The 17,144-nt window shown below is 49.3% G+C and carries 16 protein-coding genes and 1 pseudogene; 16 read left to right on the forward strand and 1 reads right to left on the reverse strand.

Features of this window, described 5'->3' with window-relative positions:
* Window positions 1-54 precede the first annotated feature (54 nt).
* The 4 genes from AB1L17_RS17855 to AB1L17_RS17870 all read left to right on the forward strand — a co-directional run bounded on the left by AB1L17_RS17855 (window position 55) and on the right by AB1L17_RS17870 (window position 4,125).
* The gene (locus tag AB1L17_RS17855) at window positions 55-945 is read left to right on the forward strand and encodes a serine hydrolase (RefSeq protein WP_412845873.1); all 891 of its coding nucleotides are present in this window, start codon (window positions 55-57) and stop codon (window positions 943-945) included.
* A 5-nt stretch (window positions 946-950) separates the two neighbouring features.
* Window positions 951-2,363 carry a serine hydrolase domain-containing protein gene (locus tag AB1L17_RS17860; protein WP_412845872.1) on the forward strand — a complete coding sequence of 471 codons (1,413 nt, stop codon included), beginning with the start codon at window positions 951-953 and terminating at the stop codon, window positions 2,361-2,363.
* A 153-nt stretch (window positions 2,364-2,516) separates the two neighbouring features.
* Window positions 2,517-3,236, forward strand: a complete 720-nt coding sequence (locus tag AB1L17_RS17865) for a 3'-5' exonuclease (protein ID WP_412845871.1) — start codon at window positions 2,517-2,519, stop codon at window positions 3,234-3,236.
* Between the two features lie 25 nt (window positions 3,237-3,261).
* Complete coding sequence (locus tag AB1L17_RS17870; protein WP_412845870.1) at window positions 3,262-4,125, forward strand: GNAT family N-acetyltransferase; 864 nt, start codon at window positions 3,262-3,264, stop codon at window positions 4,123-4,125.
* A gap of 55 nt (window positions 4,126-4,180) precedes the next feature.
* Here AB1L17_RS17870 and AB1L17_RS17875 read toward each other — a convergent pair whose 3' ends face one another.
* Window positions 4,181-5,149 carry an MraY family glycosyltransferase gene (locus AB1L17_RS17875; RefSeq protein WP_412845869.1) on the reverse strand — a complete coding sequence of 323 codons (969 nt, stop codon included), beginning with the start codon at window positions 5,147-5,149 and terminating at the stop codon, window positions 4,181-4,183.
* A gap of 185 nt (window positions 5,150-5,334) precedes the next feature.
* On the opposite strand from AB1L17_RS17875, the gene AB1L17_RS17880 reads away from it, so the two are divergent.
* From AB1L17_RS17880 to AB1L17_RS17935, 12 genes and pseudogenes are all read left to right on the forward strand, one after another.
* On the forward strand, window positions 5,335-5,727 hold the full coding sequence (locus AB1L17_RS17880) for a hypothetical protein (protein ID WP_412845868.1): 393 nt from the start codon (window positions 5,335-5,337) through the stop codon (window positions 5,725-5,727).
* Between the two features lie 21 nt (window positions 5,728-5,748).
* Complete coding sequence (locus tag AB1L17_RS17885; RefSeq protein ID WP_412845867.1) at window positions 5,749-6,261, forward strand: GNAT family N-acetyltransferase; 513 nt, start codon at window positions 5,749-5,751, stop codon at window positions 6,259-6,261.
* A gap of 74 nt (window positions 6,262-6,335) precedes the next feature.
* Window positions 6,336-6,608, forward strand: a pseudogene (locus AB1L17_RS17890) (GNAT family N-acetyltransferase); the annotation flags it as partial.
* A gap of 84 nt (window positions 6,609-6,692) precedes the next feature.
* Window positions 6,693-8,558: a cache domain-containing sensor histidine kinase gene (locus tag AB1L17_RS17895; RefSeq protein WP_412845866.1), complete on the forward strand. Its 1,866-nt coding sequence runs from the start codon at window positions 6,693-6,695 to the stop codon at window positions 8,556-8,558.
* Entirely contained in the window at window positions 8,530-9,288 is a 759-nt protein-coding gene (locus AB1L17_RS17900) for a response regulator transcription factor (protein ID WP_412845865.1), read from the forward strand. The genes AB1L17_RS17895 and AB1L17_RS17900 overlap by 29 nt, the downstream gene beginning before the upstream one ends.
* A 91-nt stretch (window positions 9,289-9,379) precedes the next feature.
* Window positions 9,380-10,672: an ABC transporter substrate-binding protein gene (locus tag AB1L17_RS17905; RefSeq protein ID WP_412845864.1), complete on the forward strand. Its 1,293-nt coding sequence runs from the start codon at window positions 9,380-9,382 to the stop codon at window positions 10,670-10,672.
* Window positions 10,673-10,725: 53 nt separating this feature from the next.
* Window positions 10,726-11,412, forward strand: a complete 687-nt coding sequence (locus tag AB1L17_RS17910; protein WP_412845863.1) for a hypothetical protein — start codon at window positions 10,726-10,728, stop codon at window positions 11,410-11,412.
* A 10-nt stretch (window positions 11,413-11,422) separates the two neighbouring features.
* A complete protein-coding gene (locus tag AB1L17_RS17915; protein WP_412845862.1) occupies window positions 11,423-12,361 on the forward strand; it encodes a carbohydrate ABC transporter permease in 939 nt (312 codons plus the stop codon).
* On the forward strand, window positions 12,351-13,208 hold the full coding sequence (locus AB1L17_RS17920; RefSeq protein WP_412845861.1) for a carbohydrate ABC transporter permease: 858 nt from the start codon (window positions 12,351-12,353) through the stop codon (window positions 13,206-13,208). The genes AB1L17_RS17915 and AB1L17_RS17920 overlap by 11 nt, the downstream gene beginning before the upstream one ends.
* A gap of 51 nt (window positions 13,209-13,259) precedes the next feature.
* A complete protein-coding gene (locus tag AB1L17_RS17925; protein WP_412845860.1) occupies window positions 13,260-14,603 on the forward strand; it encodes an FAD-dependent oxidoreductase in 1,344 nt (447 codons plus the stop codon).
* 30 nt (window positions 14,604-14,633) lie between these two features.
* Complete coding sequence (locus AB1L17_RS17930) at window positions 14,634-16,322, forward strand: DUF4127 family protein (protein ID WP_412845859.1); 1,689 nt, start codon at window positions 14,634-14,636, stop codon at window positions 16,320-16,322.
* Between the two features lie 73 nt (window positions 16,323-16,395).
* Entirely contained in the window at window positions 16,396-16,896 is a 501-nt protein-coding gene (locus AB1L17_RS17935) for an MgtC/SapB family protein (RefSeq protein ID WP_412845858.1), read from the forward strand.
* Window positions 16,897-17,144: the final 248 nt, after the last annotated feature.

A 17,144-nucleotide genomic window follows, 5' to 3' on the forward strand; every position in this document is an offset into this window, starting at 1 on the left:
CCGACACGATCATCCATGTGTTGGCCATTTCGCGGCGATGGGGGAGGAATTTTCATGACATGGCAACAAGCAGTAGAAGACGTGCTCAAAGACGCACCTGGTATTTTTGGGATAGCAGCCGTACATCTGGAGTCTGGAGAGGCAGCTGGGCATTTGGATGAAGAGCTGTTTCAACTGGCGAGCGCATTCAAAATCCCCATCATGGTTACCTTGATGCGCGAGGTGGAGGCAGGACGAATCCGTCTTGACCAGCGAGTGACACTGAAGTGGGAGGATCGTGTGCCAGGGTCTGGTATTTTACAAGAGCTGGATGCGGGAGCGGCCTTGACGGTAAAAGACTTGGCGACACTGATGACGATTCTCAGCGATAATTACGCGACAGACCAAATCCTCGAACTGATCGGTGGCATTGACAAAGTAAATGAACACATGCATGAGCTGGGGCTTACGCAAATTCATTTGCGGCATACGTGTTGGGAGCTGCTCAATCACTGTGTCGGCATGAACGAACCAGCACCATCTCAGGCAGGCTTTGATGAATTCATGCGAAGAGAAGATTCAGGTAATTATGAATTGATCCACGATGTTTCGATACCTACTCTTGATAATAACGTAGCGACACCTGCCGAGCTGAACCGTCTCCTGATCATGATCGCGCGAAAAGAAATACTGACAGTGGCTTCCTGCGAGCTCATGCAAGACATCCTGCTCCGTCAGCATTACAACAGTCGTCTACCGTACTTGTTGCCAGAAGGAACAAAAGTCGCGCATAAGACAGGGACCGTCAATGCTGTTGTCAATGATGCCGGAATCATTTACTTGCCCGAAGGAAAAGGAATGATTGCCATAACCGCCCTATCGCGTAGCGTGACCGACACAGAAGCGGCACAGTTAACCATCGCCCGTGTGGCAAAAGCGATTTACGATCAAGCGGTGGGGAGCTGATAACAATGACGGAATGGAAGGAACAGTTCGAGGAGTATGCACAGCGGTTACTCGACGAGGCGAAGGCTCCGGGCGCGGCCATTGCAGTTGCTCGTGACGGAGAGCTTTTGTACGAGGGAACGTTCGGCTATCGCGACAGGGAACTTGGGCTACCGCTTTCCCTCGATACCGTGTTTGGCATCGCATCCATCACCAAATCGTTTACCTGCTTTGCGATTATGCAGCTGCAGGAAGCAGGCAAGCTATCTATCCACGATCCGGTCGTAAAGTACTTGCCTGAGTTTCGTGCGGGTGACCACGAGCTGACTGCACGCATGACGATTCATCACTTCATGACACATACGCCAGGAATAGCGCCCATGCCGTACTTAGACGGTGCGATGAGACGGAGTATGGAGAATGATCCGGCAGTCATCGGAACCAAGGCAGAGGACGAACTGAAGACGGTTCCTTATTTGGATACGTACGAGGATGTCATGGAAGCCATAGCCGGATTCGAAGGGACGCCGCTCTCGGAGCCAGGGGATGCCTTTAGCTACAATAATGATGCATACGGGCTTCTCGGGACGATTATTGAGCGGGTCAGCAACCAGACGTACGAAGAATACGTGACGACGCATATTTTGCAGCCGCTGGGTATGAACAGAACAGTTTTCTCTGTGGATGAATTGGCAGACAAGGAAGATGTCACGATCCTGTATACCACCAAAAAAATCGACGACGAAAACCAAATCATTGCCGCGCCCATCTGGCATGATGCTCCTGCCATGCGAGCAGCAGGTTTCCTCAAATCAACCGTGAATGATCTACTCGCTTACTTGGAAGTATTTCGCCTGGGGGCTGACAGGAAGCCGACACCTGTTTTGACTGCGGATAGTGTCGGGCAGATGCTCACTCCTTTTGCTCGTGTTGACGGGCATCGCTCTTACGGCTACGGACTAATGGTCTCCCCTGCCTTCCCGGATGGCTTGCTGGTAGAGCATGGTGGTTCGCTGAAGGGAATCAGCTCTCACATTTTTTCGATACCGGATCAAGGAATGACGGGTGTGATTCTCGTCAATCTCGATGGTGTAGCGGTTCGAGAGTTGGTTCTTGGCTTTTTGAACAGCTATTTTACCAGACCGGCTGACGCCCCGTTGTATACGTATGACCCGTACGAACTCACAGAAGAGCAGCATTCTGAATACGAGGGTCACTATTCTTCGCAGGAATGGGTGAGCGCCTCGATTGAGAAAAGGGAAGGCAAGCTGTATGTAGAGGTGGATGGTCTCTCCTATCCGCTCATTCCGGTACAAAGGGACAGCTTCGTTTTCCAAAGAAGAGACTCTATCCTCTGGATCGAATTTTTCCGGGATGAGTCAGCGCAAATAGCGAGGATGAGCTACGGGTTGCGCCAGTTGACGAGGCAATCCGCATAATTGCCAAGCGAAGTCGACGAACAAGGGTAAGAATCCCCCGAGTAAGGAATTTTGAGCAGGTGGTTGCCAAAGAGGCAACCGCTTTTCTTTGTTTTGCTTTCTTTACCCGATACAAGCCATAATAGAGACAATACATACAGGATGTGATTACGCTTGCAGATCATTGTTTTTGACCTTGAAACGACACTGACTCATCAAAGAGACAAGATCCCGGAAATTATTGAAATCGGAGCGGCAAAAGTCGTGCCCGGAAAAAATGGGGTGGAGGTCGATACATTTCAACGCTACACCTTTCCAGCTATTGAACGCAGAATAACGGAGAGAACGCGCAAGTTCATCGGTCTCGATAAAGAGAACATGCCGACCTTTATCCCGTTTCAAAAAGCATTTACAGAATTTATGAAGTGGATCGGCACCGATTCTGAATACTACTTGTGCACTTGGGGGCAAGACGACAAGCGGTTGATGATCGAGCATTGTGCCAGATTTGGTCTGGACTTCAACTGGATGCGCAACTACAACGATATCCAACCACCTATTAGCATGCTCTTGGCTGATCGCAAACAGATGAGCCTCAAGGAAGCGATCGACACGGCAGGGATCATTCAGGAAGGCAGGCTGCACTCTGCCTTGGTCGATGCCATCCATACGGCTCATTTGCTCATCAAGTACAACAAGACGGTACACCTGAAAACAAACACACCAGAAGAGAACTACAATCTGTCGAGCTCGTTGTACATTACGTGCCGATCTTGTAAAAAAAGCAAATACTACACAGCTTTCGGGAGAAAAAGCAGAAGATGCGAGGCTTGCCTGCAGCATCGCAAGCAGCTGGAAAAAGCGGCAGAGGCAGCAACCGTCCAGCAGAGCTAATGGGAGAGAACGGAGGAGTGCCTGGATGATACGAGAAGCACAATCAACAGACAAAGAGACAATCGTAACGATGATTGGCGAAGGCATGCTTTGGAGGACGGAAGAGATTGCCGATCTTGTGGATAAAGCGACAGTATACATCTGGGAGGAAGACGGTCAAATGATAGGCTGTGGCACGTATGATTTGAACTCCTCCGGCGAAGACGGAACCGCCGAATTATACGTCTACACACGACCTGACTATCGAAAGCGAGGAATCGGCTCTCAGCTATTCGATAAGATTTGGATGGAGCTCTCCAAGCACGAGGAGAAGCCGACGGCGGTCATGGCTACCTTTCGCATTGACCAAGAGCAAGGCGCTGATTTTTTTGCCAAGCGTGGTTTTTCCCCAATCTGGGGACATCATCTGATGACATACAAAGGCGAGATCGGACCTGAGCCGACACTCCAAGTGAGAAAATTCACGGAGCCTGATATGGATAGGTACATCCAAGCGCAAAGTGACGCTTACTTTGAGGTGCGCAAAGGCATCGATCTTCAGCCATATCGATTGGCAGACTATCCAGAGAAAACGATGGACGCATGGAAGAAATGGCTGCTGAACGAAATGCGAGAGGATATTTACTTATTCGAGCATGAGGGCGTATTCGTAGGGTCCTTGATCATCACAGGACATGGCGAAGTCTACGATGTGTTCGTAGATCCCGTGCATCAAGGAAAAGGCTACGGGAAGGAGCTTGTTCGTTTTTTTGTGAACCGAACGCTGGAAAAAGGCCAGCAGCCATACCTCGTCACAGGTACGCACAACACGCCTGCCATTGCCTTGTATGAACGGACAGGCTTTCAGTCGGTTCAGACCACCACAACAGCGAAGAGAGCCTTCGTGTAAGCCTATAAAAAATGCCGCAGGGACATGAGCCCGAGCGGCATTTTTTCGTTATGACCTATACTCCCAGCAGGAGCAGGATAATCGATGTCAGACTGAAGCAGACACTGATCAAGCACAGGAAGGTGACGACCTGCTTCGGATTGAGTCCGGAGCGCAGCAAGCGATAATGAACCTGGCTGGCATCTGCTTGGTAAATCGGTTTCCCTTGCAGGAAGCGCTTGGTCACCACAAACAGGTTATCGAAAATCGGTACTCCGAGTGCCAAAATCGGAATGAACAAGGAGAGTACCGTTGCCTGCTTAAAGGCACCATCCAATGCAATGACGGCCAAAATAAAGCCGAGAAAAGTCGCGCCTGCATCTCCCATGAAAATTTTGGCGGGCGGTTTGTTGTACCGCAGATAAGCCAAGGCAACACCGATCAGACTGATGGCCATAATCGCAGATGTGCTTTGCCCTTTGACCACGGCGACGACAAAGAGTGTGCCTGCGGAGATTGCAGAAAGCCCTCCAGCCAAGCCGTCCATGCCATCCGAAAAATTGATGACAGTCGTTACCCCGAAAATCCACAGGATGGTGAGGATGAACTGCAACCATTCCGGGAGCAAAATATATTCGCCACTCAATGGATTGTAAAAGCCGGAAAATGTAATGCCCGACATGTAGACAATCACGGCGGCCGATACTTGAACGATCAGCTTGGGCAGGGCGGAAAAATCCTTGCCTTGTGTCTTGTACCAATCATCAATGGTACCGATGATAAGCAACAATAGTGATCCTGACAGAACAGCGAGCGTTTGCCCAGTCGACTCTTTCGAGAATAGAAGGAACGACGCAGCAAATCCGACGAAGATAGCATAGCTGGCTGTTAATGGGATAGGCTCCCGATGAATTTTTCTTTCTACGTCTTTACGAGGCTTGTCCACAAAATCAAGGCGGAATGCCAATTTGCCCAGTGGCGGAATCAGCACCATAACGATACAAAACGACAGAAAGAACGATAGAGCGTACGTTATCGTGATCATCTCCTACAGGTAGTGAGCTTTATTTACTTAAGAAACTCGCAAACCATGTTGTTTGACAAGTCTATTATAGGGAGTATTCCAAATTTTGTCGACTCTTGCAATCACGTGAGGGTGAGGTACCAAAAAATGTTGGTACTTATCTCCAGAAGATACCATCCTTATAATCCTTCGTAGGAGGGATCACGATGGAATACATGGCTTTATGGTTTATATTAGGCATTATTTTTTCCATAACACTGGCCGCGAAACAGATCAAACCTTGGCTGAAATTCGTTATCTTCGGTTACTACCTCGTGCTTTCATACATTTTTATCTCGCGAAAAGAACAGATTTATAGCGATTATCATCGCCTGCCAGTACCAGAGCAGTTTTGGGAGACCAACTCGGATTGGGTAGGATTCATGCTCGGCTTTTATTTTGTCCCATTTCTTTTCATCCTGCTGTTCATATACTTTTGGTTGTTCAGAAAGGCCAGCAGTGTGAAGAAACGGTTTTTGATTTCCCTTACCATTGTACCCGCTGCTATCATTTACTTATGCTTGCTGTTTGTCTTCAGTATGTACGGTTATCGACCTTAAAAACAATTTGGAGGAGCTCTCATGAAGGTAGCACTATGTTATCAGGAAAAAAGCGAGTTTTCAGAGGAAGAAATGCGTCAGCTGTCCCAATTGCTGGTGGATGTCGTAGAAGATGGAGCATCCATCGGCTTTTTGCCGCCCTTACAGCTCGAAGAAGCACACGCCTACTGGTCTGCGGTGCCGAATGAGCATGTGAAAATATGGGTGGCTGTACAGGAAGATGTCATCGTTGGAACCATCCAATTGCATTTGGTGAGCCGACCAAACGGATTGCATCGGGCCGAAATTGCTAAGCTCATGGTTCATCCTACAGCGCAGCGACAAGGAATTGGCCGTGGGCTGATGCTGCTGGCAGAGGCGAGAGCACTTGCTGAAAACCGCAGCCTCCTCGTTTTGGATACCCGAGCCGGTGATTTGTCCAACCAGTTATATCAGTCAATGGGCTATCAGGAAGCAGGACGCATCCCGGAGTTTGCCCGGTCAGCAGACGGCAGCTTGCATGATACCGTCCTCTACTATAAAACAATCAAATAGTCGTACAGGACAGAAACGGACGTTAACAGGCGTCCGTTTTTCTGTTTTAATAGTATACAAATGTTTCCGATGCTGGGAGGCCGCGGCATGCTGGGGAATTTGGGATTAGTGTCTTGCAAGAGTTTTGGGGCTCGGGTATTGGGAGACTGCTATTGGAATCCCTATTGGAGTGGGCCAAGCATTCAAATGTGATACGAAAAATAAACCTGAAGGTCCGTTCAGACAACGAATCTGCAATTCGGTTGTACAAGAAGCTAGGCTTCAAAGAAATCGGTGTTTTGACGAGGGAATTCTTGATTGAGGATACATTCTACGATTGCATTTACATGGGAATCGAAATAGATTGAGTGGCGATGACTGTCAGGATTTGACCTGGCGGATTTTTTTGTGGGATAAAAACTGATTATTCAAATAAATGCAAGGGGGCAATCATGAACACCCTGGCGAGTAAAGTCTCGACATTATTTTGGCAAGGTACGCTTCGGGCGAAAATTCTTACTCTCTTTCTCTGTCTGATCGCGGTCCCGCTAAGCTTGCAAGGAATCATCACATACAGCAAGTTCTCGGACTCTACTGAATCGAGAACCGCTGAATATACAGGGCAGATTGTGGGGCAGATCAATCGCAATCTGGAGCGCAATATAAGGGAGATGAAGCGTCTATCACTCATGCCGCTCTACGATCCAGAAGTCCTGTCCATTTTAAAAGATATACGTACGAATACGTCGGCCACTTCATTTTTGTCGATGGAAAAAAGGGAGAAGATGACGCTGTACATATCCAGCCTTTCGTACAGTCGGCCAGAGGTAAAAGGAATTCAAATCATCGCGGGAAACGGCATGATTTTTTCCAATCTGGACCCTTCGGTCATGAAGAGTAAGGGGAATCTGACAGAAGAGGGATGGTATTCGCGCGTGATCAAGGGGCAGGGGGCAGCCGTGAGTATCCCACAGCATCGACCCGGCTATTATTTGGATTCCTCTTCGGAGCGCTATGTGTCTGTAGCTCGTTTACTGCGAGATCCCTATACAAAAGTGCCGCTGGGCATCATTAAGATCGACATGAAAATGGACATGTTTGACCAGATTTTATCCGATATGCCTTTTACCAAGGACGGGAGCTTGATCATCGTAAATGAGGGCAACGAGCTGTTTTATGAAAAGAGAGAGAGCGAGGGTTCGCCGGGCTATCGTACTTTGCTGCGAGAAACAGATGGGCTACATCGTGAGGATGCCAACCAGATGATCATCCATGGACAACGCTATCTCTTCGTGGATCATCAATCGAACGAGACGGGGCTTGTGGTGATGAGTTTGATTCCGCTTGATATCCTGCTCGCAGAATCCAATAGCTTGCGCAGCTTTACGATGCTGATTGCGGCGATGTTTCTGCTTGTCGCGGGTGGACTCGCGATTTATTTTTCCTATTCGCTTAGCAAGCCGCTCGTTCAATTGAAAGAAAAAATGTTGCAAGTAAAGCGGGGGAACTTTCATGAACGCGTCCCTGTCGATTCGCAAGACGAGATCGGGAAGCTGAGCGAGCAATTTAACCAGATGGTCGAGGAGATCAATCGTCTGGTCAATGAGGTCTATCTCAGCAGCTTGCGTGAGCGGGAGGCGGAGCTGGCTGCCCTACAGAGCCAGATCAATCCGCATTTTATTTACAATACACTCGAATCGATCAATATGATGGCCATTCGCTCTGGCAATTACGATGTGTCGGACATGGTCTCTTCGCTCGGAAAACTCATGCGTTATACGGTCGTTCGGGAGGATGGCCTCGTGACGCTGGCACAGGAAATGGTATCGCTCGAATCGTACGTCCGTATTCAAAAGATTCGCCTGGGAGATCGTCTGCACGTGTATATGGATGTGGAGGAAACGCTCCTGGATCAGCGTATCCCCAAGCTGCTGTTGCAGCCCTTGATTGAAAATGCGATTACACACGGGATGGAGCATCAGGAAAAGGGGGGGACGATTTGGCTTGCGGCGTGGTGCGAAGAGAAGGTGATGTTCATCAGCGTGAAGGACAATGGAAAGGGAATGTCCGAACACGAATTGCGTCGGCTGCTCGCAGGCCTGCGTACTCCTATGCAGCAGCATGAGGTGGCAGTCAGCTCACATAATGGGACAGCATTGCGAAACATTTCCCAGCGGCTGACCTTATTATTCGGGGATGAGTACGGGCTTGCCATCGCGAGCAGCCTGGAGCAAGGCACCCAAATCACGATGAAGCTTCCCATTGGGTACGAGAAAGGAGAATCACGCCATGTACAAAGTATTGCTCGTGGAAGATGAGAGAATGATTCGGGAAGGCTTGAGAATGTTAATTGAAAAAGGAACGTCTGGATTTGCCATCATGGCAGAGGCGGAGAACGGGAAGGAAGCTCTGCATTTTTTGCGTACGGAAATGCCTGACTTGATTGTGACGGATATCCGCATGAGGGAAGTAGACGGTTTGGCGCTGATCGGGAAAATACGGGAGATGTACGAGGAGCTGCCTATCGTGATTATTAGTGGCTATGGTGATTTTCACTACGCACAGAAAGCATTGAAGTACAAGGTCTCCGACTATCTCTTGAAGCCGATTGACCGTTTAGAGCTGGTGAGCACGCTCTCGAAAATCAGACAAGCACTGGATCGCAAAAAGAACGCTCGGGAAGAAGAAAGCAGCGCTGACGTTGGCCACAGAGAAGAAAGGCAAATTATTCGCAAGGTAAAAGCATTCATTCACGATCATCTGGACGGCGATCTGAGACTTCAGACGCTGGCGGAATCTGTTCATTTGAACCCGATTTATTTGAGCCAATTGTTCAAGGCCGAGACAGGGGAGAACGTCTCTGACTACATCACACAGTCGAGGATGAAGCGGGCGAAGCAGTTGTTACAGGAGACGAGTCTAAAGGTGTATGATATCGCCAGATTAGTGGGCTATCAGAGCGCGAAGCATTTCATGATTGTGTTTAAAAAGGAAGTCGGGCTGACACCGGGTAGCTACCGAGATCTCGCAGGCAGAGAAGATCTTTAAATCTCATACCAAATCTAAATTTTGCGTGATTTATCTTACTATTCAATTAATTTTATACTGGTGATACGGAAAATAGATAAGGAGGTACGCCATGAAAAAGGCAATCCTTTTGGCATTGTCTACCGTATTGACAGCGTTTACATTCGGGTGCAGCAATACTGCGACCACACCCGGAGATTCGGCAACAGGCAAGAAGGAGCCTGTCGAGATTACGCTTTTGACATGGGGCAATCAAGCACATCTGGACCTGTATACGAAGCTCAGCGAAAAATTCACGCAGGCGAACCCGACGATTAAGGTGAAGCTGGAATCTGTGCCTTTCCCGGATTACCAGCAAAAGGTGACGGTTCTCGCAGCGGGTCAGGAGCTGCCGGATATCGGATGGGTGTCTGAGCGGATGGTTCCGCAGTTTATGGAAAACGGAATACTGGAAGATGTATCGGATGTGAAAAGCGACGCGGCTTTTAAAATGGACGACTTCATTCCGTCGACCTTGGAGCTGTTCCAAAAGGACGACAAATTGTACGGACTGCCGTTCTCTACGCCGCCAACTGTGATGTTTTACAACAAAGACTTGTTTGACAAGGCAGGCTTGAAATCCCCGAACGATCTGGCGAAGGAAGGAAAATGGACATGGGAGGAATTCGAGAAGTCGGCCAAGACCCTCTCCAGCGGAACCGGAGCGAGTAAAATCTACGGGGCCAACTTCTTCCGCGATTGGAAAACATGGATCATCCTTTCCTCCTATTCCTGGTCAAATGGCAGCGGACCGTTTGACAAAGACATGAATCAGTTTACGTGGAATGACCAATACGGAGTGGAGACGTTCAGCATGCTCCAACGGATGATGTTTACAGATGGCTCGCATCCGAAGGCGGGTGAGCAGGTCAGCTTTGAATCCGGCAAAATCGGAATGTTCTTTGATGTGTATAGCTACGTTTCGAAGGCACGTACGATCAAGGACTTCAAGTGGGACATTGCCCCCATGCCAGCGGGTTCCAAAGGATCGGCACCGATGCTCGGTCAGGCAGGCTATTCGATCTTCAAAGGAACGAGGCATTTGGAAGAGACCAAGCTATTCCTCAAGTTTCTTGCCAGTGAACAGGGGGTCCAGGAGACCTCGACTTACTTTGTACCGCCGCGCTTGTCTGTTTTAAACTCCGATCCGTTTTTGAATGTGCCAGGCAATCCCGACCCTGCCCACATCAAGCAAGCGGTCATCGACGAAATGCCTAAGGCGCATTTACAGCCAGGACATGTAGAGTGGCAAAAAATCGATAGCGCGGTTTTGGCTGGCTTCGATCAATTATTCGGTCAAACAGCACAGCCTGCGGATATCGTGAAATCGCTGGAAGAGAAGATCAATCCCATTATGAAAAAGTAAGCAGTCACAACGGTCTGGAAAACAGGCCGTTGTCATTTGAGGGGGAGGGTACGATGAATCGTTTGCAACAGGCGTTAGACGAAAAGCCGTTTCTTCTCATGGTCAGTCTCCCGCAAAACGATGGGGCTTTGGCGAGAGCAGCCATCGAGGAAGGCGCAGACGGGTTGAAGATGCACATCAATGTTTACCACCGGGCGAGTGGCAATCGATTCGGTACCTTGGCGGAATATACGAGCTTTCTTCAAACGATGCGCAGCCAGTTCGCAGGGCCGATTGGCATTGTTCCGGGAGGGTCCATGGAGGAGCTCAATCCGGAGGAAATCGAGCAGTTTCACCCGCTGGGAATCGACTTTATCTCTATATACGGACATCATTTGCCTGCGGCTCTTTTAAAAATGGACGGGGTGGCGAGTACGTTTGCCATCGATGATCAGTTTGATTTGTCCCGATTGGAAGTAGTGAGGCATTTTCCCATGACAGCATTGGAAGCATCGATTATTCCGGGGAGTGAGTACGGAACGAGGCTTGCGTTTGCCGACCTGCTCAAGTATCGGTACATCGTAGAGAAAGCAGGCATTCCAATTATCGTCCCGACACAGCGAAAAATTGTGGCGGAAGATATTTACGCTCTGCGGGAAACGGGGGTTCGCGTCCTGTTAGCTGGAGCGATGGCGATCGGGACGACAGAGGATGAAATCAGGCGATCAATCCATGCACTGCGCAATGCGATTGACAACTAAGGAGGATCGTATGGAGAGCAATGTGAATGTCCCGCTCTCTCCTGACAAGAGGACAAGAGTCGTTAAAAAGAAATCCATCAACCGGGAAGCGAATCTGACAGGATGGCTGTTTGTCAGTCCGATGGTCCTTGGGTTTGTCACCTTGTTGCTTGGCCCGCTTCTGCTTGCGCTGTATATGAGCTTTACGGATTGGCCGTTGCTAGGAGAAGCAGAATTTATCGGGTTGGATAACTACAGAGCACTCTTTTCTGATGCAGAATTTTGGACGGTCGTAGGCAATACCTTTACGTTCTCTGCCGGACTCGTCCCACTGAACATCGTGCTGGCGCTGGGGCTGGCTTTACTGCTCGTCCGTAAGCTGCCGGGGATCGGGATTTTCCGTACCGCGATTTTTGTTCCGGTCATGACATCGCTGATCGTCTGGGCCATTGTGTGGAAGTATTTGTTTGCGACAGACACTGGGTTCATCAATCAAATTCTGCAGCTGTTCGGGATTACGGGACCGTCCTGGCTCTACAATCCAAAGCTCGCGATGCCAGTGGTGATTGTGACGAGTGTCCTGAAGAATGTGGGCTTGAACATGGTTCTGTTCATCGCAGCCTTACAGCAGGTGCCCGTCCATTTGTACGAGGCAGCACGCATCGATGGAGCCAGCCGGACACGCCAATTGTTTCAGATAACCATCCCGATGATTAGTCCGACGCTGTTTTTAACCACGTTATTGACGATCATCGGCTCGCTCAAGGTGTTTGGACAGATTTACGTCATGACCCAGGGCGGTCCGGATAACAGTACGAAGGTGCTCGTGTATTACATCTGGGAGCGTGCCTTCAAAAACTTTGAATTCGGCTATGCCTCTGCCCTTGCCTTTGTGCTGTTCTTTATCATTTTAGTCTTTACGCTCCTACAGTGGCAGTTTAGAAAAAGGTGGGTGTTCCATGAAGAATAATCGCCATGGATTGCAAGCGGGCAAGTTACTTGGCATCGGCGGTCATTATACGGCATTAGGATTGATCTCGCTTCTGATGCTGGTGCCCTTTTTGTGGATGCTCTCCACGTCTTTAAAAGAGCCGGCGAAAATATTTGTCTTTCCGCCGGAGTTTATTCCGTCATCGATTCGGTTGGAGAACTACACGGAGGTTTTGGCGAATACGCCGTTTCATCTATTTTATTGGAACAGCCTGTACATCGCGATTCTGGTCACGATCGGGACAGTATTATTTGCTTCGATCGCGGGCTATGCGTTTGCGCGAATTCCGTTTCGAGGACGTAATGTTGTCTTTCTCGTGCTGCTGTCTACGATGATGATCCCCCATGAAGTGACATCGATTCCCATGTTTTTGTTCATGCGCATGCTTGGGTTCATCAATACACATGTGCCGTTGATTGTGCTTCCGATTTTCGGAGCAGGCGGAATTTTTGGTGTGTTCGTCATGCGGCAGTTTTTCCTCGGGATTCCGAAAGAACTGGAGGAGGCGGCGATGATTGATGGCTGCTCGCGCTGGCGGATTTACTGGAGCATCATGCTGCCATTAGCCAAGCCGGCCATTGCGACGCTGACGATTTTTACGTTTTTGACGAGCTGGAACGAGTTTTACGATCCGTTAATTTTCATCAATGACAGAGAGCTGATGACCTTACCGCTCGCTTTGTCCCTGTTTACAGACGAGGTGGGAACAGCTTGGCATCATCTGATGAGCGCCTCTGTCATGGCGACCTTGCCGCTTCTGATTGTGTTCTTTTTCGCCCAAAAGCAGTTTATCGAAGGCGTATCGATGACGGGTCTAAAAGATTAAAAGAAGCTTTTGAGCATGAATGAAAGGAAGTTCAACAAGGAGTGGGTGCAGATGAATCGAGTAGTGGAAGCAGATGTAGTCGTGGTTGGCGGGGGACCGGCAGGAATCAATGCCGCTCTCGCCAGCGGAAGATCAGGAGCCAGGACGGTCCTGATCGAGCGTTACGGCTTTCTCGGAGGGATGTCGACGATTGCGCTCGTCTACCCGTGGATGACATTTCATACAGAAAAAGGCGAGCAAGTTATCAAAGGAATCGCACAGGAAATTGTCGACCGTTTGCAAGAAAGAGGAGGCTCGCCTGGACATTTGCAGGATACGGTGGGATTCGTCAGCACAGTTACACCGTATCATCCGGAAATTTACAAGCTGGTAGCTGTAGAAATGCTGAAGGAAGCGGGAGTCAAGCTGTTCGTCCACAGCTTTGTCGACCAGGTGAATGTAGCGGGGACAGACATCACCTCTGTTACGCTGACCAGTAAATCGGGCAAGTATGAGATCAAGGCAAAGGTGTTCGTCGATGCGACTGGAGATGCAGATATTGCCTATCTCGCGGGAGCGCCGACGAGTAAGGGGCGAGAAGCAGATGGACTGACACAGCCGATGACGATGAAGTTTCGCATGCGGGGCGTGGACCTGGAGCAGGTGAAGCAATACATGCTTGATCATCCGGATGAGTTTTATCATAAGACGCCGTTTGAGCAGTTACCGTCTATTCCTTTGACGGGGGTCCAAGGCTTTTATACGCATTGGAAGATGTCTGGTGTTCCGATTAATCGGGATCAAGTTCTTTTTTTCACAGGGCCAGAAAGTGATGAAGTCCTGATCAATTGTTCACGGGTGCAGGGGCTGGATGGGACAGATGTTGAGGATTTGACGGAAGCGGAGGAAGAAGGGAGACGTCAAGTTTTGTTGATGTCTGAATTTTTGAAAAATAAAGTTCCAGGCTTCGCGCAAGCATCGATATCCGCAGTGGGGACGCAAATTGGAATACGTGAGACGCGAAGAATCGTCGGGGAGTACAGCTTGACGATTGAAGATGTGGTAGCAGGTCGGCGTTTTCCTGATGTCATCGCACGAAGTGGCTATCCGGTTGATATCCACGATCCTTCTGGCAAAGGCGTAGTGGCAGCAGATATCGAAGGGGAGGGCGCCTACGACATTCCGTATCGATGCCTGATCCCTCACTCCATCGACAACCTGCTAGCAGCGGGGCGTTGTATCTCTACTACGCATGAGGCGCTGGCTACGACCAGACTGACCCCGAGCTGTATGGCAACAGGTCAAGCAGCAGGTACGGCTGCGGCCATCGCGTTTTTTGACAAGACGATTCCGCGTTTGATTCATGTGGCGAAGTTGCAAGAGCAATTACGTCTGGCGAATGCCGTTCTTGATTAAACCTTTTCACGATGAGAGGAGATTTGATCTATGAAGAAGTTGCGCGTTGTCATTTCAACAGTCATTATGGCAGCTCTAGTGACAGGCATGGTTCCCCTTACGCAGACGAGCACAGTTCAGGCAAAAAAAGCGTCACCGAAGCCGATCGCCAAATTCGCCCTGGTTCCCCTGGATGATCGTCCAGTCAATACGTATTTTCCCCAGATGTCATCACGGGCTGGCGGGGTGGAAGCAATTATGCCGGATGAAGACATGCTCGGTCACTTTATGACTCCGGGCGACGGTGAAGAGATTGGCGATTGGCTGATCAAACAAGCAAACAAAGTCGATGGCTCTGTCATCTCTGTCAGCATGCTGGCTTATGGCGGGCTGGTTGCGTCCCGTACCGATGAACAATCGTATGAAGATGCCCTATCCAATATCAAAGCCATCAAGAAACTGAGAGACAAAGAGTCGAAAAAGCCGATCTACGTGTTCGATACGATTCAGCGCTTGGCGGTGACCGCGACTGATCCTGAGACATTGAAATACTATGAACAAATCAGAGAATGGGCGATTTTATACGATGAGGTACACAACCTCGGCATGACGGAAAAAAAGGATCGACTCGATCAGCTGGAAAGAGAGATTCCCGAGTCTGTGCTGGAAGATTACTTGAATGCCCGCGAGCGGAACCACAAGATCAACTCCTTGTTGATCGACTGGGTAGAGGATGGGACCATCGATTATTTGGTACTGGCACAGGATGACGCCGCTCCCCACGGTCTTCACCGGGCAGAGAGGGAGACCTTGGTTAAAAAAGCGAAGGAGCTGGATGTGGAGGATCGTGTAGCGATTTTTCCCGGAGCGGATGAAGTAGGAACGGTCTTGGTGAGTAGGCTCGCCTTGAACGAAATGCGCATCCATCCGAAGGTAGCGGTCGAATATTCGGGTCTGGATGGCAGCGAGTGGACGGCTCCTTTTGAAGACACGACCTTTGATGTGAATGTAAAGAAGCATATTATCGCAGCAGGTGGCAAACACGTTCGGGATGAAGATGATGCAGATATCGTATTAATGGTCAATTCGCCAAAGAAAAAAGGGCAGAGTAGTGCAGAGAGACGTGAAGACTTAGATGAGTTCGTCGAAGAAATCAATGATCTGCTGGAGGAAGGAAAGCAGGTCGCGGTTACGGATGTGACGATCACGAACAAAGCCGATCCTGAGCTGATCGAGCGATTGCAAGAAGAAGTGAAGCTGCCTGAGCTGCTTGCTTATACTGCCTGGGGAACGGCTGGAAACAATATGGGGAGCGCGTTGGGACAAGCGCTGCAACGATCTGCTTTTCTGGAGAAAGGAAATCAGTTCGGCGTACCGTTAACCGAGCATGCTGCAGAAGCGCATGTGAATCTGCTCTTGTCGTCGTTTGTGAATGACCATCATTACCGCAATGAAGTGATGGCAGAAGCACGCAGCCTCGTAAAAGAGTTAAAGGGGAATGAATGGAACCTCGGAGATGATTACGAGGAAGTCAATGAATTTGTGAGAGATGCGCTGACACCGCATGCCGAAGATTGGTACGAGAACTACTTTGCCAATCAATCGCTAGTTATCGGGAAGCGCGGCAACAACACGTTTGAAGGTGAAATCGTAGAATTGGCGGGCATGGAGATCAAGCTTCCCTGGGAGCGGTTGTTTGAGGTTTTTGTAGGTCCAGAAGTGAAGATTGAAAGGGAGTAAAGTTTAGAAAAAGGCGGTCTATTTTGCGAATCTGCACATATCATGTCTCTATCGCTAAGAGAAGGTGAATAGGATGGAGATTTTACAATGGTTGTATGTGCAGTATGACTTGGAAATGTATATACGAGTAGTGGTGAGTGCGATTCTCGGTTTGTTTATCGGGTGGGATCGCTCGCACAGAAACAAGCCTGCAGGACTGAAAACGTACATGTATGTGTCTGTAGCCTGCACGCTCATCACACTCGTTTCCATTTACAGCACGAAACTATTCAGCGCACCTGGCAATGGAACGATGATGGACCCGATGCGCTTGGCTGCGCAGATTGTGACAGGACTCGGCTTTTTGGGAGCTGGCGTCATATTGAAGGACGGCTTGAAAGTAAAGGGACTGACTTCAGCGGCCATGATCTTTTTCGCCGGAGGGATTGGCATTGGGATTGGAGCCGGCTTTTACGGTATCGTGATCTTCTCGGTCATCATTTCCTTTGCGCTCGCTCGAATCAGTCAGCACTTTGAAGATGTCCAGCACAAGCGGTTGGAAAGCAGTGAGAAAATGGTGGATTCGATTGAATGATTCACGAGAAAGCGGTGTAGGGCAAGTGCCTTGCATCGCTTTTTTGTACATTAATAGTAGCTGTAGTGGAGGGAAGAAGCGAATTTCCAGTCTACGCTTCGGCCTCCGCCCCTGTGTGGGTATAGACTGTCCGCGTAGGAATAAATGGCGGGAGCGCTTCAAACGTAGAAGTTTCGAGGAGCCATTCCTGTAATGAAGAAATTTGAGCTTTGAAAGAAAAAAGCGCCTCCTGTATGCTGGGTCTTGGA

Origin of the sequence: Brevibacillus jepli (genome assembly GCF_047229145.1) — a bacterium.
GTDB lineage: Bacteria > Bacillota > Bacilli > Brevibacillales > Brevibacillaceae > Brevibacillus.